Source organism: Vagococcus acidifermentans (assembly GCF_003987655.1).
In the GTDB taxonomy this organism is placed as follows: Bacteria; Bacillota; Bacilli; order Lactobacillales; family Vagococcaceae; genus Vagococcus_B; species Vagococcus_B acidifermentans.
Genome location: NZ_NGKC01000013.1, coordinates 20,210 through 46,144, shown reverse-complemented (window position 1 = coordinate 46,144; position 25,935 = coordinate 20,210). Strand labels below are relative to the sequence as shown.

22 protein-coding genes and 1 other annotated feature are annotated in these 25,935 nt (G+C 46.1%); of the genes, 18 read left to right on the top strand and 4 right to left on the bottom strand.

From position 1 onward, the window contains the following. Positions 1-108 precede the first annotated feature (108 nt). On the top strand, positions 109-999 hold the full coding sequence (locus CBF27_RS10995; protein WP_281273700.1) for a glycoside hydrolase family 38 C-terminal domain-containing protein: 891 nt from the start codon (positions 109-111) through the stop codon (positions 997-999). Between the two features lie 130 nt (positions 1,000-1,129). On the opposite strand, the gene CBF27_RS10990 is transcribed toward CBF27_RS10995, so the two are convergent. Continuing rightward, positions 1,130-1,987, bottom strand: coding sequence for a helix-turn-helix domain-containing protein (locus CBF27_RS10990; RefSeq protein WP_126814351.1), 858 nt, complete (start codon positions 1,985-1,987; stop codon positions 1,130-1,132). Positions 1,988-2,072: 85 nt separating this feature from the next. Between CBF27_RS10990 and CBF27_RS14180 the strand changes: the two genes are divergently transcribed. The 5 genes from CBF27_RS14180 to CBF27_RS10970 all read left to right on the top strand — a co-directional run bounded on the left by CBF27_RS14180 (position 2,073) and on the right by CBF27_RS10970 (position 6,296). Further along, complete coding sequence (locus CBF27_RS14180; RefSeq protein WP_170175096.1) at positions 2,073-2,237, top strand: hypothetical protein; 165 nt, start codon at positions 2,073-2,075, stop codon at positions 2,235-2,237. A 228-nt stretch (positions 2,238-2,465) separates the two neighbouring features. After that, entirely contained in the window at positions 2,466-3,965 is a 1,500-nt protein-coding gene (thrC, locus tag CBF27_RS10985) for a threonine synthase (protein ID WP_126814350.1), read from the top strand. Between the two features lie 114 nt (positions 3,966-4,079). Continuing rightward, positions 4,080-4,907, top strand: a complete 828-nt coding sequence (locus CBF27_RS10980) for a DUF72 domain-containing protein (protein ID WP_126814349.1) — start codon at positions 4,080-4,082, stop codon at positions 4,905-4,907. A 15-nt stretch (positions 4,908-4,922) separates the two neighbouring features. Further along, positions 4,923-5,765, top strand: a complete 843-nt coding sequence (locus CBF27_RS10975) for a Cof-type HAD-IIB family hydrolase (RefSeq protein ID WP_126814348.1) — start codon at positions 4,923-4,925, stop codon at positions 5,763-5,765. 27 nt (positions 5,766-5,792) lie between these two features. Further along, entirely contained in the window at positions 5,793-6,296 is a 504-nt protein-coding gene (locus CBF27_RS10970) for a pyrophosphohydrolase domain-containing protein (protein WP_126814382.1), read from the top strand. A gap of 29 nt (positions 6,297-6,325) precedes the next feature. Here the strand turns inward: CBF27_RS10970 and CBF27_RS10965 are convergent, their stop codons facing one another. Beyond that, on the bottom strand, positions 6,326-7,672 hold the full coding sequence (locus CBF27_RS10965) for an aspartate kinase (protein ID WP_126814347.1): 1,347 nt from the start codon (positions 7,670-7,672) through the stop codon (positions 6,326-6,328). Positions 7,673-8,056: 384 nt separating this feature from the next. On the opposite strand from CBF27_RS10965, the gene CBF27_RS10960 reads away from it, so the two are divergent. The 10 genes from CBF27_RS10960 to CBF27_RS10915 all read left to right on the top strand — a co-directional run bounded on the left by CBF27_RS10960 (position 8,057) and on the right by CBF27_RS10915 (position 19,655). Beyond that, positions 8,057-9,781, top strand: coding sequence for a septation ring formation regulator EzrA (locus tag CBF27_RS10960; RefSeq protein ID WP_126814346.1), 1,725 nt, complete (start codon positions 8,057-8,059; stop codon positions 9,779-9,781). Positions 9,782-9,874: 93 nt separating this feature from the next. After that, complete coding sequence (locus CBF27_RS10955; RefSeq protein ID WP_126814345.1) at positions 9,875-11,023, top strand: cysteine desulfurase family protein; 1,149 nt, start codon at positions 9,875-9,877, stop codon at positions 11,021-11,023. A 12-nt stretch (positions 11,024-11,035) separates the two neighbouring features. Next, positions 11,036-12,253, top strand: coding sequence for a tRNA uracil 4-sulfurtransferase ThiI (gene thiI, locus CBF27_RS10950; RefSeq protein ID WP_126814344.1), 1,218 nt, complete (start codon positions 11,036-11,038; stop codon positions 12,251-12,253). A gap of 138 nt (positions 12,254-12,391) precedes the next feature. Beyond that, positions 12,392-13,045 (top strand): redox-sensing transcriptional repressor Rex, encoded by a 654-nt coding sequence (locus tag CBF27_RS10945; RefSeq protein ID WP_126814343.1) that lies wholly within the window; start codon positions 12,392-12,394, stop codon positions 13,043-13,045. A gap of 73 nt (positions 13,046-13,118) precedes the next feature. Continuing rightward, complete coding sequence (gene tpx / locus CBF27_RS10940; RefSeq protein WP_126814342.1) at positions 13,119-13,610, top strand: thiol peroxidase; 492 nt, start codon at positions 13,119-13,121, stop codon at positions 13,608-13,610. 41 nt (positions 13,611-13,651) lie between these two features. Continuing rightward, positions 13,652-13,866: a binding site (T-box leader), on the top strand. 55 nt (positions 13,867-13,921) lie between these two features. Further along, complete coding sequence (locus tag CBF27_RS10935) at positions 13,922-16,564, top strand: valine--tRNA ligase (RefSeq protein ID WP_126814341.1); 2,643 nt, start codon at positions 13,922-13,924, stop codon at positions 16,562-16,564. Positions 16,565-16,581: 17 nt separating this feature from the next. Next, a complete protein-coding gene (locus CBF27_RS10930; protein WP_126814340.1) occupies positions 16,582-17,886 on the top strand; it encodes a bifunctional folylpolyglutamate synthase/dihydrofolate synthase in 1,305 nt (434 codons plus the stop codon). Continuing rightward, positions 17,873-18,538 (top strand): HAD family hydrolase, encoded by a 666-nt coding sequence (locus tag CBF27_RS10925; RefSeq protein WP_126814339.1) that lies wholly within the window; start codon positions 17,873-17,875, stop codon positions 18,536-18,538. The genes CBF27_RS10930 and CBF27_RS10925 overlap by 14 nt, the downstream gene beginning before the upstream one ends. Before the next feature lie 46 nt (positions 18,539-18,584). After that, positions 18,585-19,274 (top strand): RadC family protein, encoded by a 690-nt coding sequence (radC, locus tag CBF27_RS10920; RefSeq protein WP_245986053.1) that lies wholly within the window; start codon positions 18,585-18,587, stop codon positions 19,272-19,274. A 180-nt stretch (positions 19,275-19,454) separates the two neighbouring features. Then, positions 19,455-19,655, top strand: coding sequence for a cold-shock protein (locus tag CBF27_RS10915; protein WP_126814338.1), 201 nt, complete (start codon positions 19,455-19,457; stop codon positions 19,653-19,655). Positions 19,656-19,962: 307 nt separating this feature from the next. Here the strand turns inward: CBF27_RS10915 and rnjA are convergent, their stop codons facing one another. Together rnjA and CBF27_RS10905 are read right to left on the bottom strand one after the other, a co-directional pair. Continuing rightward, a complete protein-coding gene (rnjA, locus tag CBF27_RS10910) occupies positions 19,963-21,639 on the bottom strand; it encodes a ribonuclease J1 (protein WP_126814337.1) in 1,677 nt (558 codons plus the stop codon). 2 nt (positions 21,640-21,641) lie between these two features. Continuing rightward, positions 21,642-21,857 carry a DNA-directed RNA polymerase subunit epsilon gene (locus CBF27_RS10905; protein WP_126814336.1) on the bottom strand — a complete coding sequence of 72 codons (216 nt, stop codon included), beginning with the start codon at positions 21,855-21,857 and terminating at the stop codon, positions 21,642-21,644. A 581-nt stretch (positions 21,858-22,438) separates the two neighbouring features. Between CBF27_RS10905 and CBF27_RS10900 the strand changes: the two genes are divergently transcribed. Continuing rightward, positions 22,439-24,169: an ABC transporter ATP-binding protein gene (locus CBF27_RS10900; protein WP_126814335.1), complete on the top strand. Its 1,731-nt coding sequence runs from the start codon at positions 22,439-22,441 to the stop codon at positions 24,167-24,169. After that, entirely contained in the window at positions 24,169-25,932 is a 1,764-nt protein-coding gene (locus tag CBF27_RS10895) for an ABC transporter ATP-binding protein (RefSeq protein ID WP_126814380.1), read from the top strand. The genes CBF27_RS10900 and CBF27_RS10895 overlap by 1 nt, the downstream gene beginning before the upstream one ends. The last annotated feature ends 3 nt before the right edge of the window (positions 25,933-25,935 follow it).

Below are 25,935 nucleotides of genomic sequence, written 5' to 3'. Positions count from 1 at the left end.
TTTTAGGGAGGTTTTGTTATTGAAATTCATAGTTGGTTTGGTATAGGCATAAATCAATTTTGTTCGTTTTATTTTACTTAATAGGCAGTAAACGGTCCGGGCAATGTCCTGCAATTGTTTGAAGACAAACCAATGAACTTTGATGCATGGGATATAGATATTTATTATCAGGAGAAGAAGACAGATATCCGATTCAGTGGCACAACAGTTACTGAAAATAATGAGTTGTTTGCAGACGTCACATCAAATGCTGTTTTCGGACAGTCGAAACTGACTCAAAAAATGCGTGTGTACAAGCATTCGCGGCGGATTGATTTTATTACGGATGTTGACTGGTGCGAGCACCAACGTTTGCTGAAAGTCAAGTTTGATGTTAATGTCCGCAGCACAAAAGCATTGTACGATATCCAATATGGGAATGTTGAACGTCCAACTCATTGGAACACTTCTTGGGATATGGCAAAATTTGAGACAGTCGGCCATCAATGGGCAGATTTGTCCGAGCATGGTTATGGTGTCGGCTTGTTGAACGACTGCAAATATGGTTATGATATTAAGGATAATCAGATGAGATTAAGTTTGCTCAAAGGAGGCATCTATCCTGATCCGAATGCAGACATCGGAAAGCATCACTTTATTTACAGTTTGCTGCCTCATAAAGGTGATTTCATTGAAGGTAAAGTAATCGAAGAGGCTTGGGAGCTAAATGCGACTCCATTCCTTGTTACTGATGGCCAAGAGTTCATTCCGGAAATTAGTATCGATTCATCAGAACCGGTGATGGTTAGCGCATTGAAGAAAGCAGCGGACGGCGATGGTTGGATTTTGCGCATTAATAACGTAACTGGTGGCAAACAGTCGATAAAAATAACGTCATGCAGCAAATTTAATTTAAGAGAAACAAATCTTATGGAAAAAAATACTGAAATATGCTACAAAGCAGATACTGATATTGAACTTCAAGCATATGAAGTCAAAACAATTAGATTGACAAAGTAAAAAAACTGGCGAGTAAATTGTTTGAAAACAGTTGCCTGCCAGTTGTTATTATCAAAGTTTAATTATTTTTTCTTGCTGGAAAAGAGTCAACGGTAACTGCAGCAGGATTGATTTTCTCAATCAGTCCCTGTTAAACTAATTTTTCCCCTGTCATCTCAAAAACAATTTCTTTAATGCGCTTTGCGTAAATATAAAATTCTAAGTCCTCATACAAAGAGAGCAGCTGTTGACATTGCAACACACCTTGCTCGGGCTCTTTATCAAGCAGCAAGATGGCTTTTAACAGTTTTTGGCTAGCCAGTATCCACATGTTGAACAGCACTTTTTCAGGTTCCTGAATTTTTTCAAAATACTCAATCACTTTTTCAGCCAAGTCATATTCTTTTTCGGCAATCAACCGTGTTGACACGTGGAAATAAAAATCATAGGCTTGTGCTTGCAGGGGAAGCTGGTCGATTTTTTTCTGGAAAACTTTTTGAAAGAGTAAACTCAGGTGTTTGACTGGAATATTCCGAATAAAGAAAGTTGCTAAAAAGTATTCGTATTTTCCCCACGTTTCGATAGCTTCCAAATAGTCAATAATGGTTTGAAAATCAATGATATACTCTGTTTTGAAAACGTAATTCGACCAATTTTTTAAACATTGGTCAATGTGGTAGTATTGATTCGTTTCTTCCGTCACATTTTCCAAGTTTTTCCTATATAGCTTAAGCCAAAGATGCCTGTCTTTCGTATGATAAATAAGATCGAGCTGCTCTTCAAATACTTCTAAAGAAAACAATGCTCTGTTCTTTTGGTATTCATAAAAAAATTCGTCTATCCCCACATTAATATGTGATAAAAGCAAGTAGAGATTGCTGATTGTCATGTCGCTTTGTCCTTTTTCAAATCGTCCCAAAAATTGTGGAGAAACGATATTATCAGCTGCATCAACTAGGGACAGCCCTTTATTTATTCTGAATTTTTTAAACGTTTCGCCGAAGTGCATAGCGTATCCTCCTGGGAACTTATAAGTTCGTTTTGTGTTACATCTTGTATTATACTATAAGATTCATTTAAAGGAGGAATTTTAAATGAAATTTATTATGACGTACGCCAACTGGATTGTTGCTGCCATCATTGTTTTCAATGCGGCAAAAATATTTTTAACAGGAAAAGGTGTGATTATTCCGCTCATTTTGCTATTTTTAGCAGTGATTATCGGCTTAAGAGGACCTAACAAACAAAAATCGGCGTAAAAATGCTGTGCTGCTAGGTCTTGGCAAATAGTTGGTTGCATCCATCACGGCTTCATTTTTAAAAGAATGTGCCTTTCGAGCTCCCGTTTTACCGGCAGATAGTTGAAAGATTGATGAAATTTTTCTGATAGCTGATAAATAGGTAACAAAACTATTAAAATTTACTTAATAAAATGATATACTGTTTGTTACTACTTACGTTATAGCTGTGGAAAAGGGGAGTTTAGGATGACGTTGTTTTATAGAAGTACACGGGATAAAAATAATCAGGTAACTGCATCGCAAGCTATTCTTCAAGGACTGGCCGCAGACGGTGGTCTATATGTACCCTCTGAGATGCCGGAGGTCGTGTTGGATTTTGCCAGTCTTGCAAAGATGACGTACCAGGAAGTTGCGCTTTTAGTAATGAAGGCATTTTTAACTGACTTTACGGAACAAGAGCTGCACTCTTGTATTGCTGCGGCTTACGATGACAAATTTTCTGATAAACAAATTGCGCCGCTGAAAAAAGTCGGCAGTGATTACTATTTGGAATTGTTTCACGGGGCGACGATTGCTTTCAAAGACATGGCGCTATCCATTTTGCCGCATTTAATGACGACTGCTGCTAAAAAGAATCAGGTGAACCGCGACATCGTGATTTTGACGGCGACCTCCGGCGACACTGGTAAAGCTGCCATGGCTGGTTTTGCCGATGTGCCGGGTACTAAAATCATTGTTTTTTATCCGAAGTCCGGGGTCAGTCAGATTCAGGAACGCCAGATGCTCACCCAGACTGGTGAGAATACCTACGTTGTCGGTATCACCGGCAACTTTGACGATGCCCAGACCAATGTGAAACGAATGTTCAACAACATTGCGCTCAGGGAAAAACTGCATGCAAACGGGATACAGTTCTCGTCAGCCAATTCAATCAATATCGGCCGTCTGGTTCCGCAAATCGTGTATTATGTTTATGCTTATGCCCAGCTGATTGCCAAACAGGCGGTGCAGCAGGGAGAAGCGATCAATGTGTGCGTGCCGACCGGCAATTTCGGCAACATTCTAGCCGCTTACTATGCCCGCAAAATAGGCGTGCCGATTGGTAAACTGATTTGTGCTTCCAACAAGAACAATGTGCTGACTGATTTCTTCAACCGGGGTGTCTACGACCGCCGTCGCCAGTTCTTTGTGACGTCTTCGCCGTCGATGGATATTCTTGTGTCAAGTAATCTGGAGCGACTGCTGTTCGAGCTGTCCGGGGAATCGGATCAAGTGACGTCCGCTTTGATGGCGCAGCTGGCAGAAACAGGCGAATATCAGCTGACAGATGAGATGAAGCAAGGGCTTCAGCTTTTCTATGCGAATTATGCAACAGAGGAGGAAACTGCGGCTGAGATTAGCCGGCTGTTTGAAGCAACGGGGTATGTTGCTGACCCTCATACAGCAGTAGCTGCCAAAGTCCTTGCTGATTACCGGAATGATACCGGCGATAAGCGGGTATCGCTCATTGCAGCGACTGCTAGTCCGTACAAGTTTCCACGGGCTGTGGTCGAAGCGATTCAGAAAAAAACAGCGACGGCAGACGATTTTACGCTTGTCGACACACTGCAAGACATCAGCGGCGTGCCGATTCCGGACGCTGTCAGTTCTTTGGAAAAGGCGGCCATCCGTCACGATACCGTGGTTGCGCCGGAGGAGATGGAGCAAACTGTTGCAACTATTTTAGGTGTCGCGGATGAAGTGTAACTTATGACGATAGTGAATTGAATAAACTGCCGCCGGGAAGCCGGCGGCAGTTTTTGATAGTTTTCATTCACAGGATAATTTGTTAAGATAAGATGTGTTAAGAGGTGATAACGGATGATTCAAATCGGATTGACAACATGGAAAGAACATGGCAGTTTGCTGCATCAGGATGAGCTGACCTTGTCCGAATATGCATCCGTTTTGCCCATAGTGGAAATCAATACAACGTTTTACGGTATCCGTTCCAAAGCCGCTGCGCAGGACTGGCTGAAGCAAACGCCTGACACATTTAAATTTATCATCAAAGCATATCAGGGCATCACGCGTCAGCGGTCGTGGGAGGACAGCTACGCATCGGAAAAAGAAATGTATCAGGCTTTTTTTGACTTTCTTCAACCGTTGCGCGATTCGGGCAGACTGGCTGCCATTTTGTTTCAGTTTCCGAGTTTTTTTGACTGTACGGAAGAACACATTGTGTATTTGCGGAAACTGCGTAAAATATTTCCTGATGACATGATGGCAATCGAGCTGCGCAATACGAGCTGGTATGATGCAGACATGCTGCCGTCCCTGCTCGCGTTCATGCGCAAAGAGAAGATGTCGCTGGTTATCGTTGACCAGCCCCAAGTCGCGATTCATTCTGTCCCGTTTGTCCCTGAGGTGACCAACCCCGAATTTGTCTACGTCAGACTGCACGGGCGTAACAAAGGAAACTGGCTGGATAAAAGTCCAGACTGGCGGAAAAAGCGCAATCTATACCGCTATTCTGCGGATGAGCTGGCAGAATTGGCTGCGGTCATCCGCTCGCTGAACGGACGGGAGACAGCCGTTATTTTCAATAACAATTCTGCCGGCGACGCAGCTGACAATGCGATGATGTTGAAGGACTATTTGCATATCACGTATGAGGGGCTGAATCCGAGTCAGACATCATTGTTTTAAAGAGGAGGCAACAAGATGATCAAAGCTGTTTTTTTTGATATAGACGGCACGCTGCTCGACAAAAAAGGGGCGCTCTTGCCATCTACATGGCGGGCAGTGCATTTGTTGAAGGCGCAAGGCATTGTTTGCGGTATCGCAACCGGTAGAAGCCCCATCAAGCTGCAGCAGCTGATTAACTATCTGCCAGCCGATTGTTACGTGGTGTACAACGGTCAGCTGGTATTTACGGAAGACAGAGGGATTTATGACTATCCGTTTCCTCGCGAAACGGTTGAGCGGCTGGCAGTTTATGGCGATGAGACGAACAGCCGCATGATTTTCGGCACGCGTCATGCCTATCATGGCAGTCAGACGATGCAAGTCAGCCAAACGGCGCTTGTCAAAAAAATCAAGCAAATTTTGCCGCTCTTGACGCATTACCGAAAATTAGGACAAACACTGGAGCAGCTGGCGGCAAAACCACTCTTTGGCAGTATGTCGTATCAAGAACTGGAAATTTTCCAGGAAAAAATTTATCAGTGTGTTCTCATCAGCCCGCTGTCTGCTCAAAAACAATTGGAGCAGACCTTTCCGGATTGTCATTTTGCACGATCCAATCCGTATTCAGTCGATATTATTCCAAAAGGCGGCTCAAAGCTGGTGGGAATACAGCAGGCCATTGACTATTTAGGTGTCGACATGGGTGAGGTAGCGGTTTTTGGTGACAGCTGGAATGACATTGAGATGCTGACGCATGCCGGACTGGGGGTTGCAATGGGCAACAGCAATGCCGACGTGAAAAGAGTGGCAGATTTTGTAACGTGGACGAACGATGAAGACGGTATTTTTCATGCATTGAAGCATTTTAACATTATTTAGAAACAGGAGTTGTGGCGATATAATATGATGAATCCGTACCAGCAAGTCAAAGAATTTCATGCAGTATTCGACCCGGTTGCGCATCATGCACCGGCCCCCTTGTCAGAAAGAACGGCTCGCCACCGCTCGGGGTTTAAGGCAGAGGAGATTGTGGAATTTCTGTATGCCGCAGCAGATAACGACAAGGAGATTTTTTTGCAAGCAGTCGATTATTTAAAGGAAACGATTGACCAGTCTGTTGAAAAGGTTCTTGCAGCAGACAAAGAAGTGACGCCTTTGGTGGATGAAGTGGATGCACTGACTGATCTGCTTTATTTTACCTACGGGTCATTTGTGATGCTCGGGGTCGACCCGACAGAAATTTTCAACATTGTTCATCGCGCTAATATGGGGAAAGTCTTTCCTGACGGCAAGCCGCACTATCATCCGGTGACCGGCAAAGTGCTGAAACCGGCAAACTGGGAGCAGAAATATGCTCCGGAGGCACGTATCCTTAATGAAATTGAAAAACAAAAGAAACGCAGCGAATAACGGCTGCGTTTCTTCTTTTTAGCAGTAAGTTAGTTGAAAAAAGCATCATACAAGGCACGGATTGCGCGTTTTTCCTGTCCATTTTCAAGGCTGAACATGATGCTCACTTCGGAAGACCCTTGGTTGATCATTTCGATGTTGATTTGATTGTCAGCAAGTGCGCGTGTCGCCTTGGCAGCAACGCCGATACTGTTTTTCATGCCTTCGCCGACAATCGCCACCATCGCCAAGTCGTGTTTGATTTTGATTTCGTCCAGATGCAGTTCTTCCTTCAAACGTCTGATTAATGTCTGCTCGATTTCGTCCGTGAACTGATCTTCCCGCAAAATAATCGAAATATCATCAATACCGGACGGCATGTGCTCGTATTTGAGGTGCATGTCTTCCAAAATCCGCAAGACCTTTCTGCCGAAACCGACTTCGCGGTTCATCAAATACTTGCTTAAATAAATGCTTAAGAAGCCGCTGTCGCCGGCAATTCCGGAGACGGTCTCTTTGCCGATAGTCCGTGCACTGGAAATCCGTGTGCCGGGCGCTTCGGGGTTATTGGTATTTTTGATGACGACCGGAATGTCTGCATGGAAAGCCGGAATCAATGCTTCATCGTGCAGCACATTAAAGCCTGCATAGCTTAACTCCCGCATTTCTCTGAACGTCAACTCAGTAATAGCTTTCGGATTTTTCACCAGGCCGGGATGGGCCGAGAAGATAGCATCCACATCGGTGAAGTTTTCATAAAGCTCGGCTTTGACACCAGCTGCCACGATGGCTCCCGAAATATCCGAGCCGCCGCGGGAAAACGTGCAAATGTCGCCGTTTTCCGTGTAACCAAAAAATCCCGGGATGACCAATACGCCGTCGCGTTCGGTCAGCTGATAGATTTTTTCATAAGAATCCGGCAGAATCTGTGCATTGCCAGGCACATCGCTGACAATGATACCCGCTTCACGCGGATTTACATATACTGCAGGGAGACCGTTCTTCGCCAAAAATTCGGCAACAATCAGCGCATTGTTGTTTTCGCCGCTGGCTTTAAACGCATCCAGCACACGTTCTGGGCTGTTTTTGTCCATTTTAGCCAGCTCCTGCAAGCCGTCCCGGACGTCATTCATGGCAGAGTGCAGGCCCAGTTCGTCAGCCATGCTCTGATAACGGTCAATAATTTGTTGTTGAATGGCGGTGTAGTCCTTGCCGGCTAAGTACGCTTCCGCATACTGAATCAGCAAATCCGTGACCTTCGTGTCGCTTCCCGAGCGCTTCCCGGGCGCTGAGACGACAACGATTCTGCGTTCCGGATCACTTTTAATGATGTTTAGTACTTTTTTCAGCTGTTCAGCTGAAGCCAGCGAGCTTCCGCCAAATTTAATGACTTTCATGTCTTCACTCCTACGTATTAACGACTGTCACAATCATTGACTAATTGAATATAAGTAAATTTAAGCATACAAAATAAATTCTATAAAATCAATGTTTAAATGATATTTTCCTCATTTTTTTTGGAAATTGTCCGTGATTTGCCGAACATTCAAATTTTTAAGAAAAGATGCCGAACGGAAAAGGGCTTTCGCAATTGAAAAAAACGATTTTTTCCGCTATTATTAATGAAGTGAGGATATGAATATGCTATAATCTGAAATAGATGCAAAAAATTAATGTTAAGATTTATACAAAGTCATCCATTTTTCTGAAAATGGGCTGCTTTTTGATGTTAACTTTGATAGATTATGCTGAAGTTCATGGAGATAGATGGAGGAAAGTTAATGGAACCGAATATAGTGCTGTGGATTCTTTTGGGAGTGATCGTCGTTGCGGCGGTACTCTACTTAATCGCTTTTTTATTGAAGAAAAAAAATCTGGAACGTCTGCAAGAATTGGAAGAACGCAAGACGACGCTGTTTGACCTGCCAGTGCTGGACGAGGTTGACGAGGTTAAGAAGATGCACCTTGTCGGTCAGAGTCAAAACACGTTCAGGGAATGGAACCAGAAATGGGTAGACTTGTCGACCATCTCTTTTGCTGAACTGGAAAGCCGAATCTTTGAAGTCGAAAATTTAAACGACACTTTCCGCTTTATGAAAGTTAAAACTGCGCTTGATGAGGCCAACCAGACCATGACTGAAATGGAAACCGAGGTAGAAACTATCCGTGACGGTCTGAAGGACCTGCGTGAAAGCGAAGCCCGCAACTCCGAAGCAGTCCAGGAAGCGTTGGACTTGTACCATCAAATCAGTGAAGAAGTCGTCAGTGAAGAAGAAAAATACGGCAATGCCTTTAAGGAACTGGAAAAACAAATTAAAAGCATCGACCGCGATTTTTCACAGTTCATGGCGCTGAATACAGCCGGTGACCCGATGGAAGCCCGGGTAGTGCTTGACCAGGCGGAAGAAAAAACCTATGCCATTCAAAAGACTGTCGAGCGTATCCCGCCGCAGTTTGAAACGCTGGATACGGTGTTCCCTGAACAGCTGAAAGAAATCAAAGAAGGCTACGAGACGCTGAAAAAAGATAACTATGTCTTTGAAGAAGACGACATCGACGAGCGTGTTGAAAAGCTGGAGGAAAAAATCCGTTCCACACTGCTTGACTTGGAAAAACTGGAAGTCGATGCCGTTGAACGAGCTAACAAGGAAACTGCGAAAGACATTGATAAGTTATACGATATCATGGAAAAGGAAATTTCAGCCAAACGCTATGTCATTGAAAACAAAGACAATTTGCTCGGCTTCCTGAGCCATGCCAATAAAAACAACCGTCAGCTGATGATTGAGCTGGACCACATTTCCCAAAGTTATATTTTAAACAATAACGAGCTGGGAGTGACCCGCGGATTTCAGGCGCTGATGGATGAAATCAAAAAAACGTATGAGTCTTACAATGAGAAACTAGAAAGCAACGAGGCAGTATTCTCGAAGGTTGCGAAATTCTATGAGGAAAGTCTGGCGCAACTGGAAGAGATTGAGGAACAGCAAGTGGCGATTGACAGAGGTGTCAAAGAACTGAATGTGCGTGAGCACCGTGCAGTTCAGAAGATTGACGACTACGAGCTGGAGCTGCGCAACATCCGCCGGTTCGTTGAGAAACAGCGCTTGCCGGGTATTCCGAACAGCTATCTGGAATTCTTTTTTGTCACCAGCGAGCGTGTGGAAGATTTGGCCGATGAATTAAATAAAATTCGCATCGACATGAACTACATCGACAACTTAGTGCGGGCGTGCGATGAAGACATCGCCATCCTCAGGGAGAAATCCAACAGTCTGGTGGACGATGCGGCGCTGACCGAGCAGATGATTCAACATGCCAACCGTTTCCGCTTCTCCCATCCGGAAATCAAGAACGCCATTGACCGCAGTTTGAGTTTATTCTCCAGAGAGCACCGTTACAGTGATGCGCTGGATGTGATTGCTGCGGAGCTGGAACGAATCGAACCGGGCGTGACAGCCCGTATCCGGACATTTTATCAGAACAACCGCGATGATATATTATAAACAGCAGGCTCTCCTGCTGTTTTTCTTTTGTTTGCTGTTACGCTTGAATGCGTATATAATGAATACTGAATTTTATAGAAAAAGGTGACGAATGTGATTTATTTTGATAACAGTGCAACAACGCAAATTCTTCCGGAGGTGCTGGATACTTATATGAAAACCAGCCAGCGTTTTATCGGCAATCCTTCCAGTCTGCACCGGCTGGGTGAACAAGCCGGCCTGCTGCTGCAAAAATCACGCGAACAGCTGGCGGCACTGCTGGATGTGGCACCTTCGGAAATTTTTTTCACCAGCGGTGCTACAGAGGGGAATAACTGGGTCATCAAAGGCACAGCGGCAGCCAAGCGCCCCTTTGGCAATCACATTATCATCTCGAGCATTGAACACCCGTCAGTCAGTGAAACGGTCAATCAACTGGCAGAACAAGGATTTGATGTGACACGTGTGCCGGTGGATGCCACCGGTCATGTTCAGCCGGAAGATTTGCAGCCGCTGATTCGCGAAGAAACGATTTTAGTTTCCGTTATGGCGGTCAATAATGAAGTGGGTTCGGTCCAGCCGATTCGTGCAATCAGCGAATGCCTTGCAGCCTATCCCAACATTCATTTTCATGTGGACAGCGTACAGGCTGTCGGCAAAGTGCCGGTGACTGACTGGCTGACAGACAGAGTCGATTTTGCAACTTTTTCGGCGCACAAGTTTCACGGGCCAAAAGGAACCGGCTTTGTTTTTTGGCGTCAGGGCCGTAAAATCGCTCCGCTTTTGGCAGGCGGCGGTCAGGAAAACAATCAGCGCAGCGGTACGGAAAATGTTGCCGGCATTGTCAGTATGGCCAAAGCGTTTCGCTTGGCGTTGACAGACAGTGAACAAAAAACGGCACACATCAGAGCAGTGAAAGATTACTTGATGGCGTCGCTGGCATCTTTTGACAAAGTCAGGATTTTTTCCGAGCATTCTGATACGAGTGCTCCGCACATCCTTTGTTTTGGTCTGAAAGGCATCAGGGGTGAAGTGCTGGTCCATGCGTTTGAACAAAAAGAAATTTACTTGTCGACAACCAGTGCCTGCTCAAGCAAAAAGAAAGTCAAATCCAGTACGCTTCTGGCAATGGGTGTGCCGGAGTCGGAGCGGACGACCGGTGTCCGGCTCAGTCTGGATGAAACCAATACGCTGATGGAAGCAGAGCAGTTCATGATTGTTTTCAAACAGCTGTATCAGCAATTTTCTCAAATCAACAGTTAGTGGAGGATACCCATGAAGTATACAGAAATTATGGTAAGATACGGTGAATTGTCCACAAAAGGCAAAAACCGCCGTGTGTTTATCAACCAGCTGGTGGCAAATGTGCGCAGCGCATTGCACCAATACCCGAGTGTCAAAATTTACGGCGACCATGACCGTATGCACCTTGTGCTGAACGGGGCCGACAGTGCGCATGTCATGTCGCTGCTGCGGCCGATTTTCGGCATCCAAAGTTTTTCACCTGTGCTGAAAATCGACAAGGACTTGTCTGTGATTTACCAGTCGGCAGTTGAAATGGTGGCCTCAGTATATCAGTCAGGCATGTCGTTTAAAGTCATCGGCAAACGGTCGGATAAATCATTCGCACTTGACAGCAATGAGCTGAACCGGGAAGTCGGGGCGGCTGTGATTGCGGCTTTTCCGGATATTACCGTGCAGATGGTCAAGCCGGATATTCCACTGCAGGTGGAGATTAGAAACGAGGCAGCCTATTTGTCTTGTGAAACAATTTTAGGCGCAGGCGGCTTGCCGGTGGGTTCAAGCGGGAAAGGGATGCTGATGCTGTCAGGCGGCATTGATTCGCCGGTAGCCGGCTACCTTGCCATGAAGAGAGGCGTCACGATTGAAGCAGTCCATTTTCACAGCCCGCCATACACGAGTGAAAATGCGCTGAACAAAGCAAAAGAACTGGCAGTGAAGCTGACAGCTTACGGCGGCAGCATTCAATTCATTGAAGTGCCTTTCACGGAAATTCAGGAACAAATCAAGAAACACGTCCCGTCGGGTTATTTGATGACCGTCACCCGCCGTTTCATGCTGCGGCTCACTGACCGCATCCGCCAGAAGCGCAACGGCTTGGCCATCATTACCGGCGAATCGCTCGGACAGGTGGCTTCCCAGACGATGCACAGCATGCTGGCGATTAACAGTGTGACGGCGACACCGGTCATCCGGCCAGTCATCACGATGGATAAAAATGAAATCATCGAGATAGCCGAAGCGATCGATACCTTCGACTTGGCGGTCCAGCCGTTTGAAGACTGTTGCACTATCTTTGCCCCGCCTCAGCCCAAAACCAAACCCAAGCTCGAGCGGGTTGAACATTACGAGCAGTCGCTTGATGTGGAAGGATTGATTGACCGCTGTCTGGCAGGGATTCGAGTTGAGGCAATCAAAAACTCTGATCAGTTTCTTTACAAAAGCGACACGCAAATGGATGAGTTGTTTTAGCATTAAACTAGTTCACGTCAAGGTGAGCTAGTTTTTTTGTCCACCGCAATTTTCACAAAGATATTGAAAAAAAGACAATTGCATGTTACACTATAATGTGAAAATAATAACAAGATATGTTTGGGAGGAGGCGATTACGTGGAAAAGAAAAGCAGAACTATACCAAAGGCTACAGCAAAACGGATCCCGCTTTATTACCGCTATCTGAAGTCTTTGGAAAAAAGCGGTGTGAACCGCATCAAATCAAAAGATTTCAGTCAGATGATTCAGATTCCGTCGGCAACCATCCGGCGTGATTTTTCTAATTTTGGTGAATTGGGAAGAAGCGGCTACGGATATGATGTGTCGTATTTGATAGAAGTCTTCAGCTCTATTCTCAACACGGAAATTGAAAAAAGGATTGCTTTGGTTGGCGTGGGGAATCTAGGAAAAGCGCTGATTAACAATAATTTCAGAAAAAATAAAAATTTGAACATTGTGGCAGCTTTCGATGTCGATCCGGAAGTCATCGGCACAAAAGTGAATGAATGCAAAGTTCAGGACATTTCCGAGCTGGAACAGACAATAAAGAAAGAACAAATAACAACGGCGATTATGACTGTTCCGAGCGAACGGGCACAACCGGTCGCTGATATTCTTGTGAAAGCAGGCGTGACAGCGATATTGAACTTTGCGCCAAGACGGTTAAAAATTCCGAAAAGCGTGCAAGTGCAATACATTGATCTGACGACCGAATTGCAGACTCTGATTTACTTTGATGAAAATCACAACATGATTGAAACCTTGCGTTAAAGCAACTTCTTTGTTTTTTAATTTTATTTTGCGTATACTTGTCTTAACAATATATGAAAAGGGAGTGTCGCAAATGAACGTAACATTAAAAGGCAAAACGGTTGAATTAGAAGGGGTCCAGCCCCAAATAAATGAAAAAGCACCGGATTTTTCATTGCCGGATTTAAACGACCAGCTGGTTGAATTGACTGCACTGCTGGACAAACCGGCCATTATCAGTGTGGTTCCTGACATTGATACCAGCGTTTGCCAACTGCAAACCAAACGGTTCAATCAGGAAGCTGCAACCAATAACGATGTTCACTTTGTCACCATTTCAAATAATACTAAAGAACAGCAAGCGAACTGGTGTGCAGCAGAAGGCGTGGATATGACGATGCTGCGCGATACGGATTTGGAGTTTGCCAAAAACTACGGGCTCTATATTCCGGAAATCGGTCATTTGGCGCGGGCTATTTTCGTGCTGGATACGCAAGGCACGATCGTCCATGAAGAGATTGTACCGGAAATAGCGACGGAACCTGATTATCAAAAAGCACTGGCAGCGGCTAAAGCTTTAGTATAAGGTTAGGATTGACTTGACGGGGCATTTCATTGTAGAATGAACCAAATGCGTTGAATAAGAGGAGTAGCACCCGGATATTTCAAAGAGAGAGAATCAACTGCTGAAAGATTCTTATTTGGAAAGGTGCGAAGGTTGCTTAGGAGCAGATAGTTTATCCGTTTAGTGAGCGTTAACTCACAAATGAAGAGATAGTACCGGCCGTTATGTGGACTGTACTATAATCTAGGTGGTACCGCGAAGTTGATTCGTCCTAAAGTATAGCAATATATTTTAGGACTTTTTTTATGTTTTAGGAAGAGAGGAAGGCATGTATGAACGAAGAAACCAATTTACCAACTAAATACCAGCCGGCTGATGTGGAGAAAGGCCGCTATCAGCAGTGGCTTTCGCAGGACTTGTTTAAAGCAAGCGGCGACAAATCAGCGGCACCTTATTCGATTGTTATCCCACCGCCAAACGTTACAGGCAAGCTCCATCTGGGGCATGCGTGGGATACGACTCTGCAGGACATCATCATCCGTCAAAAGCGCATGCAAGGCTACGACACGTTGTGGCTGCCGGGCATGGACCACGCCGGGATTGCGACTCAGGCGAAAGTGGAAGAACGTCTGCGTGAAGAAGGGGTGTCGCGCTATGACTTGGGCAGAGAAAAATTTCTTGAAAAGACATGGGAATGGAAAGAGGAATATGCCGGCCATATCCGCGACCAGTGGGCCAAGCTCGGCTTGTCGCTGGATTATTCGCGGGAACGTTTCACACTTGACAGCGGGCTGTCGGCAGCTGTCCGCAAAGTGTTTGTCACTCTCTACAAAAAAGGCCTGATTTACCGCGGCGAATATATTATCAACTGGGACCCGCAAGCTAAAACCGCTTTGTCGGACATCGAAGTGATTCATAAAGATGTGGAAGGCGCCTTTTACCATATCGCGTACCCGCTGGCGGACGGCTCCGGCAATGTCGAAATTGCTACGACCCGTCCTGAAACAATGCTCGGCGATACAGCAGTCGCCGTCCATCCGGAAGACGAACGCTATCAGCATCTGATTGGCAAAACAGTCATCCTGCCGCTGATGGACAGGGAAATTCCGATTATTGCGGACGAGTACGTTGACATGGATTTCGGGACTGGCGTGGTGAAAATCACACCGGCGCATGACCCGAATGACTTTGAAGTGGGTAACCGCCACGACTTGCCGCGCGTGAACGTCATGAACGATGATGCCAGCATGAATGAGCAGGCAGGCGCGTATGCCGGCATGACTCGTTTTGAAGCCCGCAAGCAAATTGTGAAAGATTTGGACGCACAGGGACTGCTGCTGAATATCGAAAAAATGATTCACAGCGTCGGCCACTCTGAACGGACAGGTGTGATTGTCGAGCCGCGGTTGTCAACGCAGTGGTTTGTCAAAATGAAGCCGCTGGCCGAAAAAGCGGTTGCTAATCAGCACACAGACAATGCAGTGTCTTTTTATCCGCCGCGTTTCAGCCAGACATTCACCCAATGGATGGAAAACGTCCATGACTGGGTGATTTCACGCCAGCTGTGGTGGGGGCATCAAATTCCGGCTTGGTATCATAAAGACACCGGCGAATTATACGTGGGCGAAGAAGCGCCGCATGATATCGAAAATTGGGTACAGGATGAAGACGTGCTTGATACATGGTTCAGTTCAGCACTCTGGCCATTTTCGACGATGGGCTGGCCGGACGAGCAGGCGGCTGATTATCAGCGCTACTTCCCGACCAACACACTGGTGACAGGCTATGACATTATTTTCTTCTGGGTGAGCCGGATGATTTTCCAAAGTCTTGAGTTTACCGACCAGCGGCCATTTGAGCGGGTTTTGATACACGGGCTGATTCGGGCAGAAGACGGCCGTAAAATGAGCAAGTCGCTGGGCAATGGTGTGGACCCGATGGACGTTATCGACCAGTATGGCGCAGACGCTCTGCGCTGGTTTCTTTCCAATGGGTCGTCGCCCGGTCAGGACATGCGATTCAGCCATGAGAAGATGGAAGCCGCTTGGAATTTTATTAATAAAATTTGGAATGCCAGCCGTTTTGTGCTGATGAATGCCGCAGACATGACAGTGTCAGACATTGACCTTACCGGTGACCGCAACGTGGCCGACCAGTGGATTTTGACGCGGCTGAATGATACCATCCAAGCGGTCACACATTTGTCAGAACGCTTTGAATTTGGCGAAGTGGGCAGAGTTCTGTATAATTTTATATGGGATGATTTCTGTGATTGGTACATTGAAATGAGCAAGGAAGTGCTGTACGGTGAAGATGATACGCAAAAACAACTGACGAAAAGCATTCTTGTGTATACATTGGATCAGATTTTGCGTCTGCTGCACCCGATCATGCCGTTTGTCACTGAGGAAATCTGGCAAAAACTGCCGCATGAAGGGGCCTCTATCATGACCGCATCTTACCCGGTTGCAGATGAGTCGCTCACTAACCAAAAAGCGGCTGAAGGCATGGAAACGCTGAAAGATTTGATTCGTGCGGTGCGCAACATCCGTGCGGAAGTCAATACGCCGCTTTCCAAACCGATTACGCTGCTGATAAAAACCAGCAATGACACGGTCAAATCGTTCCTGACCGAAAACGTAACGTACATCAACCGTTTCTGCAATCCTGAAAAAGTTGTCATCGACCATGAACTGGATGCACCGGAAACAGCGATGAGCGCAGTCATTAAAGGCGGTGAAATCTTCCTGCCGCTGGAAGGCTTGATTAACCTCGAGGAAGAAATCAGCCGCCTAGAAAAAGAGCTGGCTAAGTGGAACGGGGAAGTCAAGCGCGTGCAAGGCAAGCTGGCGAATCAAAAATTTGTCGCCAATGCACCTGAACAGGTTGTGGCTGCCGAACGCGCCAAAGAGCAGGACTATCTTGAAAAACAGGCAGCTGTACAAGAGCGCCTGCAGCAGTTAAGAAAAATGTAAGCGAAGGGGATAATCGTGTGACATATGAAGAAGCATTGGCTTGGATTCACGGAAGATTGAAATTTGGTTCCCGCCCTGGGCTGACGCGAATAAATGCACTTTTGGACCGCCTGGACCATCCGGAAAACAGTATCCGGACGGTCCATGTGGGCGGAACGAACGGCAAAGGCTCGACAGTGACATTTTTAAGATGTCTGCTGGAAGAGCAGGGCCTGCGGGTCGGCACCTTCACATCGCCGTATATCGAATGCTTCAATGAACGGATGGCGATCAACGGCCGGCCGATTCCTGATGAAGATTTGATTGATCTGGTTGCTTACATCAAACCGCTGGTGGAAGAGATGGATCAGGATGATGCGCTGAAACATACGACCGAGTTTGAAATCATCACGGCGATGAGCTTCTGCTATTTTTTGGCAGAGGAAGTGGATATTGCCATCATCGAAGTGGGGCTGGGCGGCACTTACGACTGCACAAATGTTATCACGCCGCTGGTTTCCGTGATTACTACCATCGGCATGGACCACATGGATATTTTAGGGGATACCATTGAACTGATAGCCGAACAAAAAGCCGGCATCATCAAACCGGGCGTTCCTGTTGTCACCGGCAATATCCAGGAAGAGGCGCTTCGTGTCATTAAAGATGCTGCTCAAAAACAAAACAGTTCTTTTTACGGCATGTTTCAGGATTACACAGCGCAGTACAAACATCCCGCAAGCCGTTGGGGCGAGGTGTTCGACTTTCATAATCGGGAGTACCGCTTGACCAATCTGGAAACAGCGATGATCGGCCGGCATCAGACAGAAAACGCGGCGACAGCGATAGAAACCTACCTGCTGCTGTCAGAACTGCTTTCTTACAGTGTGTCGCGGAAAGATATTGCTGGCGGGCTGCGCCGGGCTCTATGGCCGGGACGGATGGAAAGACTTTCCGAGGAACCGCTGATCGTGCTCGACGGCGCACACAATGAACCGGCAGTGGAACGGCTGGTCGATAACTTACGGAGCGAGTTTGGCGATAAGGATATTTATGTGATTTTTGGCGCACTGCTGACAAAAGATGTCGGGCATATGTTGGCCCGGTTGTCGCGTCTGCCTAATGTTCATCTTTACTTGTCGGCTTTTGATTATCCGAAAGCGCGGCAAGCTCAAGACTATGAGGGAATGCCCTATCCGGTGTATGACAGCTGGCAGCAGGCAGCGGCAGCAATTCTGCCGGAGCTGTCTCAAGACGACATGCTGCTGGTTACCGGGTCATTGTACTTTATCTCTCAGGTCAGACATTATTTAACAGGAGGAGAAATGATTGCAGTCAATTAAAGGGATTATTTTCGACATGGACGGTTTGCTGTTTGATACGGAAAAGGTTTATTCAGAAGTGAACATCCGTCTGGCAAAGGAATTTGGACTGACAGGTTATGATGACGCGTACTATCTGACCGAAGTCGGTTTGTCGGATGAGGAAGTGTTTCAAAAATATTTGCATGACTTTTCAGAACACCGCGCGGAAGTAATCAAGTCGTTTTTTGAGGAAACACGTCAGGCGACGATGCACGAGTTTCGGACAAATGGTGCACCGGTCAAGCCGTACGTTGTGCCGCTGCTGGAATATTTGCAGGAGGTACGTATCCCGGCGGTCATTGCGTCAAGCAACATGAAACATTATATTGAAGTGCTGCTTGAAAAAAGCAACATCCAAAACTATTTCAAAGGGATTGTTTCTGCGGATGATGTAAAAAATGCCAAACCCGATCCCGAAATAGTCCACAAGGCAGTTGAACTGCTGGAGACACCGAATGTTGAAACGCTGATGCTGGAAGATTCGATTAACGGGATTCGGGCAGCTCATGCTGCCAAAGTGCCTGTCGTCATGGTTCCGGACATGCTGCCGCCGGATGAAGAAGCGCGGGAAAAAACCCTTTGTATCGTAGATTCTTTGGCAGACGTGCTTCATTTTATCAAGCAAAGATAAAACAGCTTCCCTTTTCGTATGTTAAGTACGAAAGGGGAAGTTTTTTATGGGAAAATTATCCAATTTTATGTCCAGCGTACCTGAAGAGGTGCGCCCGCGCGAGCGTCTGGAAAAATACGGCGCAGAAGCTTTGTCCCATCAGGAGTTGCTGGCGATTATTTTGCGGACCGGCTCCCGTGAAATGGACGTCATGACACAGTCGCTGTACATCCTCAATCATTTCAACAGTTTGTATGAGCTGAAAAAAGCGTCATTGGAGGAGCTTCGGACCATCAACGGGGTAGGTGCGGTGAAGTCTATCGAAATCAAGGCGATGATTGAACTTGGCAAACGCATCGCCAACAGCAACCAGTTGAAACTCGGTAAAATCACCTCCAGTCATGAACTCGGCAGGCAGCTGATTGAAGAAATGAAAGATTACCATCAGGAACATTTGGTCGTTCTTTACTTGAATACTAAAAACGAACTGATTAAAAAAGAAATTTTGTTTATCGGGTCAGTCAACCAGTCAATCGCCCACCCGAGAGAAATATTCAGAGGGGCAGTGCGTTATTCTGCGGCACAAATTATACTGGCGCACAATCATCCGACCGGCAGCTGCGCCCCGTCCAAGCAAGATGAGGCCTTTACCAGACGAGTCAAAGAATGCGGCGAACTGATGGGGATTGAACTGCTGGACCATTTGGTCATCGGCAATGACAGCTACGTCAGTTTTCGGGAAACAAATCGGCTATAAACTTACAATAACAATGTAATTGCGCTTGCAATTGCGCTATTATTGGGTTATCATAAGAATTGTAATTATTGTTTTGGCGTTCAATAGAAGTTGTTTCATCGTTTGACACCTCTATATCGTACCAGGCAACTATTACATCATTATTATTTATGTGCTTAGGCACGAGGAGGAAAAAACAGAATGGCTCAAGGAACAGTTAAATGGTTTAACGCAGAAAAAGGTTTCGGATTTATCCAACAAGAAGAAGGAAACGATGTATTTGTACACTTTTCAGCAATTGAAGGCGATGGATTCAAGACTTTAGAAGAAGGACAGTCAGTATCATTTGAAATCGAAGAAACAGACCGTGGCCCTCAAGCTGCAAACGTGGTTAAAAACTAATTTAATCAGATAACAACACCCCGCCGGATGACCGGCGGGGTGTTTTCGTTATTTGAATGTCACTGTAAACGGTCAATCATCTGCTTGACAGCAGATGAATCACCTTCTGGAATCGCTATAGTTCTGGTTGTCTTGACAACTTATCCAAGAGATTAGCCGCCATCTTTTCACTTTTCTACAAGGCATAGTATATCATAATGTTCAGACGATGCTGCGGTTCCTTTTTTTTAATTATTGACAGACAGCCCAAAAAACCACGGAAAGCATTTGCTTCCGTGGTTATTAAGTTCTGTAATTGTTACTTGATTTAACTGTTGACTTCCAGAATCATCGGCAGAATCATCGGATGGCGCTCAGTTTTTTCAATTAGGAACGGGTCGCATGCGTTGATGACAGCTTCCTTGATGGTCGCTTCGCTGCAGTCAGGCTTTTTCAATTCTTTCCGGATTGTGTGGAACAAGAGTTTTTGAATTTCCTGAATCAGCTCGCCGGATTCGCGCATATAGATGAAGCCGCGCGACAGAACGTCCGGTCCAGCAACAATGGTTTGTTTCTTATAGTCGACCGTTGCCACTGCCAGCAGCAAGCCTTCCTCAGACAGAATACGTCTGTCTTTGAGCACAATATTGCCGATATCGCCAATCCCGCTGCCGTCGACATAGACATCATCTGCATTAAAGTGGCCGGCAATGCGGGCAGAATCACTTGTCAGCGCCAGCACGTCGCCGTTTTCCATCATGAAGCAATTTTCCTTCGGTACGCCGGTTGATTGGGCTGACTGCGAGTGCGCTGTCAGCATCCGGTATTCCCCGTGAACAGGGATAAAGAATTTCGGCTTCAACAGACGCAGCAGCAGTTTTTGTTCTTGCTGTCCGCCGTGCCCGGATGTATGGATGTTATTGATCTTGCCGTGAATGACATTCGCTCCCGCTTCTGACAGCAAGTTGATTAGGCGGTTGACACTGATCGTGTTGCCTGGAATCGGCGAGCTTGAGAAAATCACCGTGTCATCGGGCTGTATGCTGATTTGCCGGTGTGTACCGTTGGCAATCCGGCTCAGAGCAGCCATCGGCTCACCTTGAGAACCTGTACAGAGAATCATGATTTCATTGGCGGCATATTGGTTGATGGTGCGTCCGTCTATAAAGGTGTCGTCCGGCACATTGATATAGCCGAGCCGGCGCCCGTTGACGATTGCATTTTCCATGCTGCGGCCGAAGACTGCAATTTTCCGGTTTGTTTTGACTGCCGCCTGCGCTGTTTGCTGCAACCTGAAAATGTTTGATGCAAACGTTGCAAAAATGACCCGTCCTTCGACTTTTTCAATAATTTTCAATAGCGAGTCGCCGATGACTTTTTCCGATTTGGTGAATTCCGGTATTTCCGCATTAGTGCTGTCTGACAGCAGACACAGAACACCTTCTTCGCCGATGCGCGCCATTTTATGAATATTTGCCGGTTCGCCGACCGGTGTGAAGTCGAATTTAAAGTCGCCTGAATAGACGATGTTGCCGCAAGGTGTTTTGACGACAACACCATACGCTTCAGGAATACTGTGGGTCGTCCGGTAAAAACTGACAGACGTTTTTCTGAATTTGAGCACGGTGTCTTCGTTCATTTCATGCAGTTCGGCATCTCTCAGCAAGCCGTGTTCATCCAGTTTATTGGTAATGAGTGCTAATGCCAGAGGTCCTGCGTAAATCGGGATATTTGCCTGTCTCAGCAAATAAGGAATGCCGCCGATGTGGTCTTCGTGACCGTGCGTAATTACCAGTGCTTTTACTTTCGGCAGGTTTTTGACGACATAACTGTAATCTGGGATAACATAGTCAATGCCTAGCAGGTCGTCTTCCGGGAACTTGATGCCGGAGTCGATGAGGATAATCTCATCCTGAAATTGGACGCCGTACATATTCTTGCCAATTTCACCTAATCCGCCAATGCCGAAAACAGCTGTTTCATTATTTTTAATTGACAGCTTCATAATTATTCAAACTCCGTTAAGAAGAAGTCAGCATGTTCCTTTTCATAGGCTAAATGGTTTTCTCCCAGTTCTTGTACCAGCTCTATGTTGTAAGGTGTCTTTTCTTCCAGTATGCGGCGCGCATTGATAGCGTCCGCTGCTTCCATGTACAACGATTTTGTTTTTTCCCTTTGAGGGCTTTGTGATTTTTGTTCCTGATAATACACTTTAAATATCATCTTGTTCTTATCTCCTTTGATCGCTTAATTTTGAACATAACAAACTCAGGTGTTCTGATGCACCTTTTAAAAAAGTATACGCTCATCCAAACAAGTCTGTTCCGGATGACATGAAACCTTGCCTTTGTTTCATCTATAAAGATAAATCAATTCACCGTACGTTCACTAAATTAATGAATGCTTGTAACAATTAGAATTATTCTATCATAATTTGGCACGGTTGTATAGAAACACGTTTATTTGCGACAAGCGAAAAAGCGGCACAGCGGCAAAAAAACAGGCTCACTAAGACATATTTCCGGCTGACGGGCTGCTTTGAGGCGTGTTTTCTGTAAGGGAGCCAATTGGTACTCAGAAAATCATTTTAGTCTGTACACTTGCTTTTTCTGATTCGGAGAAGATTGCCTCATACACGCCTCCAAAGCTCAATGTCGGGCTGAAATAAACAGCTGTGTGAAATAACCGCTAAAAATCATCCGTTTTATGTAGAAAAACCTGTTGCTATGTCAAAATTTACAATATAAATGTTGTATGCTATATTGAAATTACCGAGGAATTAAACTGAATTGGGAGATGATTAATTGAAAACAATGTGGCATTATGTGATGCGACATAAATGGCTCGTTCTGATCAATTTTTTCTGTGTTTTCGGCTTTATTTTAATCGAGCTGGGCTTGCCGACGCTGCTTGCCGACATGATTGACAACGGCGTCATGAATCAAGACACGGACTACGTGAAAAAAATTGGTCTGATGATGGTCGCTATCACAGTGACCGGTATTTTTTTGAACATCATGCTGGCGATAGTCGGGGCACGCTTGAATACCCGGATTATTATGAGCATGAGAGATGATATGTTTGATAATATTCAGCACTTCTCCCATCAAGAGTATGAGAAGTTAGGGGTTTCATCACTGATTACCCGCACGACCAACGATGCGTTTCAGGTGATGAACTTTCTGGGTATGATTTTACGTGTCGGCTTTATGACACCGATGATGTTTGCGGCAAGTATCGTGATGGTCATCAGGACCAGCCCGCCGCTGTCGGCCTTTGTCTTCGGTGCGATTCCGTTTTTATTGCTGGGAGTCATCTTGATTGCCAAAGTGTCAGAACCTCTGTCGAACAGACAGCAGCGCAACTTGGACAGCATCAACATGATTTTGCGGGAAAATCTGTCCGGTTTGCGGGTGATTCGGGCATTTGTCAATGAAAAATTTGAAGAAGAGCGGTTTGACGAGGTCAATACCGAATACACGAATAGTTCTAAAAAACTCTTTAAATTGATGGCTTCTGCACAGCCAGCTTTTTTTCTGCTGTTTAACCTGATCATGGTACTCGTTATCTGGTTTGGCGCCGTTAAAATCGACGCCGGGGATTTAGCCGTCGGGACGCTGATTGCGTTTATCGAATATATCTTTCATGCGCTTTTTTCGTTTATGATGTTTGCGTCAGTGTTCATGATGTATCCGCGGGCGGCAGTTTCTGCGAACCGTATCCAAGAGGTGCTTGATACGCATCCGTCTGTGCCGGAAAACAATGCTGGACTTGACTCTTCAGGTATCAAAGGCGCTCTGCATTTTGACAACGTGACCTTTGCTTACCCCGGTCATTCAGAAGCGCCGGTTATCCGCGATGTGTCGTTTTCCGCTAATCCGGGTGAGACCGTGGCCTTCATCGGCAGTACCGGCAGCGGTAAATCCACGCTGATTCAGCTGATACCGCGCTTTTTCGATGTGACGAAAGGTGCGATTTATTTAGACGGCACAGACCTCCGCGACTACAAACTCTCAGAGTTGCGCAAAAAAATCGGTTATATTCCTCAAAAGGCTTTATTGTTCAGCGGTACCGTCAAGGAAAACATGCTGTTCGGTAAACCTGATGCAACCGATGAAGAGATTTGGAAAGCGTTGGAGATTGCGCAAGCGTCAGAATTTATTTCGCAAAAGGAAGACACGATTCATGAAATGCTTGCTGAAGGAGGCAGTAACTTTTCAGGGGGACAGAAGCAGCGTCTGGCGATTGCCAGAGCGATCATCCGGAAGCCGTCGATTTATATTTTCGACGACAGTTTTTCCGCCCTCGATTATAAGACTGACTCCGCCTTGCGCAGTGCACTGAAACGCGAAATAACAGATGCTACGGTGCTGATTGTCGCTCAGCGGATAAGTACTATCATGCATGCGGACAAAATTGTTGTGCTGGATGAGGGGGACGTCGTTGATATCGGTACGCACAGGGAACTGTTGGCATCTTGTCAGATTTATCGCGATATTGCATCGTCACAATTATCAGAGGAGGAATTGGCATGATGAAAAATCAATTTTTGAGCTCGCTTAAACGTTTGGGCAGCTACATTTCGCCCTATAAGTGGACATTCTTTCTTGCTATTTTCCTGACTCTCGTTGCGATTGTGCTGAATGCCATGCTGCCGTTTCTCTCCGGCTTGCCGACCACTGAGATTGCGAAAAATATTGCCGAGGGAACAGGTGTCAACTTCCCTTATGTCTTCAGGCTAGTCGTTATTATTTTGATTGTGGGGCTTGTGTACAGCGCCTCCCAATACTTGGCCAGTTTTTTCATCACAAATGTCGTGCAACATGCGATGCGTGATTTGCGTCAGGATATTTCTCAAAAAATCAACCGGCTGCCCGTCTCTTACTTTGACACACACCAATACGGCGATGTGCTGTCGCGGGTAACTAACGACGTCGATGCGATAAGCAATGCGATGCAGCAGAGCTTTATCAGCATAATCAACGCGTTTTTAGGGATTGCCATGGCGATTATCGCCATGCTGACGATTAATGCGACGATGACGCTGATAGTGCTTGTCATCGTGCCGCTGTCTTTGGTCATTTCCAGAACAATCGTAAGCATTTCGCAAAAGTATTTCCGCGAACAGCAGAAATCGCTGGGTGATTTGAACGGATTCGTACAGGAAAATTTGACAGGGTTCAGCATATTGAAACTGTTCGGGCGGGAACAGGAAACATTGAAGGAATTTACCGCCATCAATCATCGGCTGGGAAACAACGGTTTTAAAGCTGCAGCGATTTCCGGGCTGATGATGCCGCTGGTCAACTTAGTGGCATACAGTGTCTATATCGTCATCGCAATCGTCGGGGCATTCAATATCATTGCCGGCGTACTGACGGTCGGTAATTTGCAGGCATTCATCCAGTATATCTGGCAAGTGAGCCAGCCTGTCGGTCAGATTACCCAGCTGTCGGCCGTGCTGCAAAGCGCCTCAGCCGCAACCAAACGGGTATTTGAGATATTGGATGAACCGGAAGAAGTCCGCAACACGGAAAATATTCCGCTACCGGAGACGATTGCAGGCGATGTGTCATTCAAAAATGTGTCTTTCAGCTACACCCCCGACAAGCCGCTGATTAAAGATTTGAACATTGAAGTCAAGAGCGGCCAGACAGTCGCAATCGTCGGTCCGACCGGTGCGGGTAAAACAACGTTAATCAATTTGCTGATGCGGTTTTATGATGTGGATAGAGGAAGCATCCAAATCGACGGCATCGACACGAAAGCGATGGACAGAAGCGATGTCCGATCAGTATTCGGCATGGTTCTGCAAGATGCTTGGCTGTACAACGCCTCAATTCTTGAAAACATCCGCTTCGGCAAACTGGATGCTACTAATTATGAAGTCGTTGACGCGGCAAAAACAGCGAATGTGGACCACTTTATCCGGACGATGCCTGACGGCTATGATATGCAAATCAACGAGGAAGGTTCGAATATTTCACTGGGGCAAAAACAGCTGATTACAATCGCCCGGGCGATTATCTCTGACCCGAAAATTCTGATTTTGGACGAAGCAACCAGTTCGGTCGATACGCGGCTGGAGTCGCTTATTCAAAAGGCGATGGATAAAGTGATGGAAGGCAGAACAAGCTTCGTGATAGCCCACCGCTTGTCGACAATCAGAAACGCCGATTTGATTCTTGTGATGAATCAGGGACAAATCATCGAACAGGGGACGCACGATTCGCTGCTGGAACGCAAAGGTTTTTATGAACAGCTTTACAACAGCCAGTTCTCTGAAGAAGCCGAATAAAAT

Excerpts from the sequence above, each read along its gene's own strand:
- CBF27_RS10970 (WP_126814382.1), top strand. The coding sequence starts at position 5,793 with ATGAATCCGTACCAGCAAGTCAAAGAATTTCATGCAGTATTCGACCCG.
- CBF27_RS10980 (WP_126814349.1), top strand. The coding sequence starts at position 4,080 with ATGATTCAAATCGGATTGACAACATGGAAAGAACATGGCAGTTTGCTG.
- CBF27_RS10915 (WP_126814338.1), top strand. The coding sequence starts at position 19,455 with ATGGCTCAAGGAACAGTTAAATGGTTTAACGCAGAAAAAGGTTTCGGA.
- CBF27_RS10905 (WP_126814336.1), bottom strand. The coding sequence starts at position 21,857 with ATGATATTTAAAGTGTATTATCAGGAACAAAAATCACAAAGCCCTCAA.
- CBF27_RS10960 (WP_126814346.1), top strand. The coding sequence starts at position 8,057 with ATGGAACCGAATATAGTGCTGTGGATTCTTTTGGGAGTGATCGTCGTT.
- radC (WP_245986053.1), top strand. The coding sequence starts at position 18,585 with ATGGGAAAATTATCCAATTTTATGTCCAGCGTACCTGAAGAGGTGCGC.
- thiI (WP_126814344.1), top strand. The coding sequence starts at position 11,036 with ATGAAGTATACAGAAATTATGGTAAGATACGGTGAATTGTCCACAAAA.
- CBF27_RS10990 (WP_126814351.1), bottom strand. The coding sequence starts at position 1,987 with ATGCACTTCGGCGAAACGTTTAAAAAATTCAGAATAAATAAAGGGCTG.
- CBF27_RS10895 (WP_126814380.1), top strand. The coding sequence starts at position 24,169 with ATGAAAAATCAATTTTTGAGCTCGCTTAAACGTTTGGGCAGCTACATT.
- CBF27_RS14180 (WP_170175096.1), top strand. The coding sequence starts at position 2,073 with ATGAAATTTATTATGACGTACGCCAACTGGATTGTTGCTGCCATCATT.
- thrC (WP_126814350.1), top strand. The coding sequence starts at position 2,466 with ATGACGTTGTTTTATAGAAGTACACGGGATAAAAATAATCAGGTAACT.
- tpx (WP_126814342.1), top strand. The coding sequence starts at position 13,119 with ATGAACGTAACATTAAAAGGCAAAACGGTTGAATTAGAAGGGGTCCAG.
- CBF27_RS10935 (WP_126814341.1), top strand. The coding sequence starts at position 13,922 with ATGAACGAAGAAACCAATTTACCAACTAAATACCAGCCGGCTGATGTG.
- CBF27_RS10965 (WP_126814347.1), bottom strand. The coding sequence starts at position 7,672 with ATGAAAGTCATTAAATTTGGCGGAAGCTCGCTGGCTTCAGCTGAACAG.
- CBF27_RS10975 (WP_126814348.1), top strand. The coding sequence starts at position 4,923 with ATGATCAAAGCTGTTTTTTTTGATATAGACGGCACGCTGCTCGACAAA.
- rnjA (WP_126814337.1), bottom strand. The coding sequence starts at position 21,639 with ATGAAGCTGTCAATTAAAAATAATGAAACAGCTGTTTTCGGCATTGGC.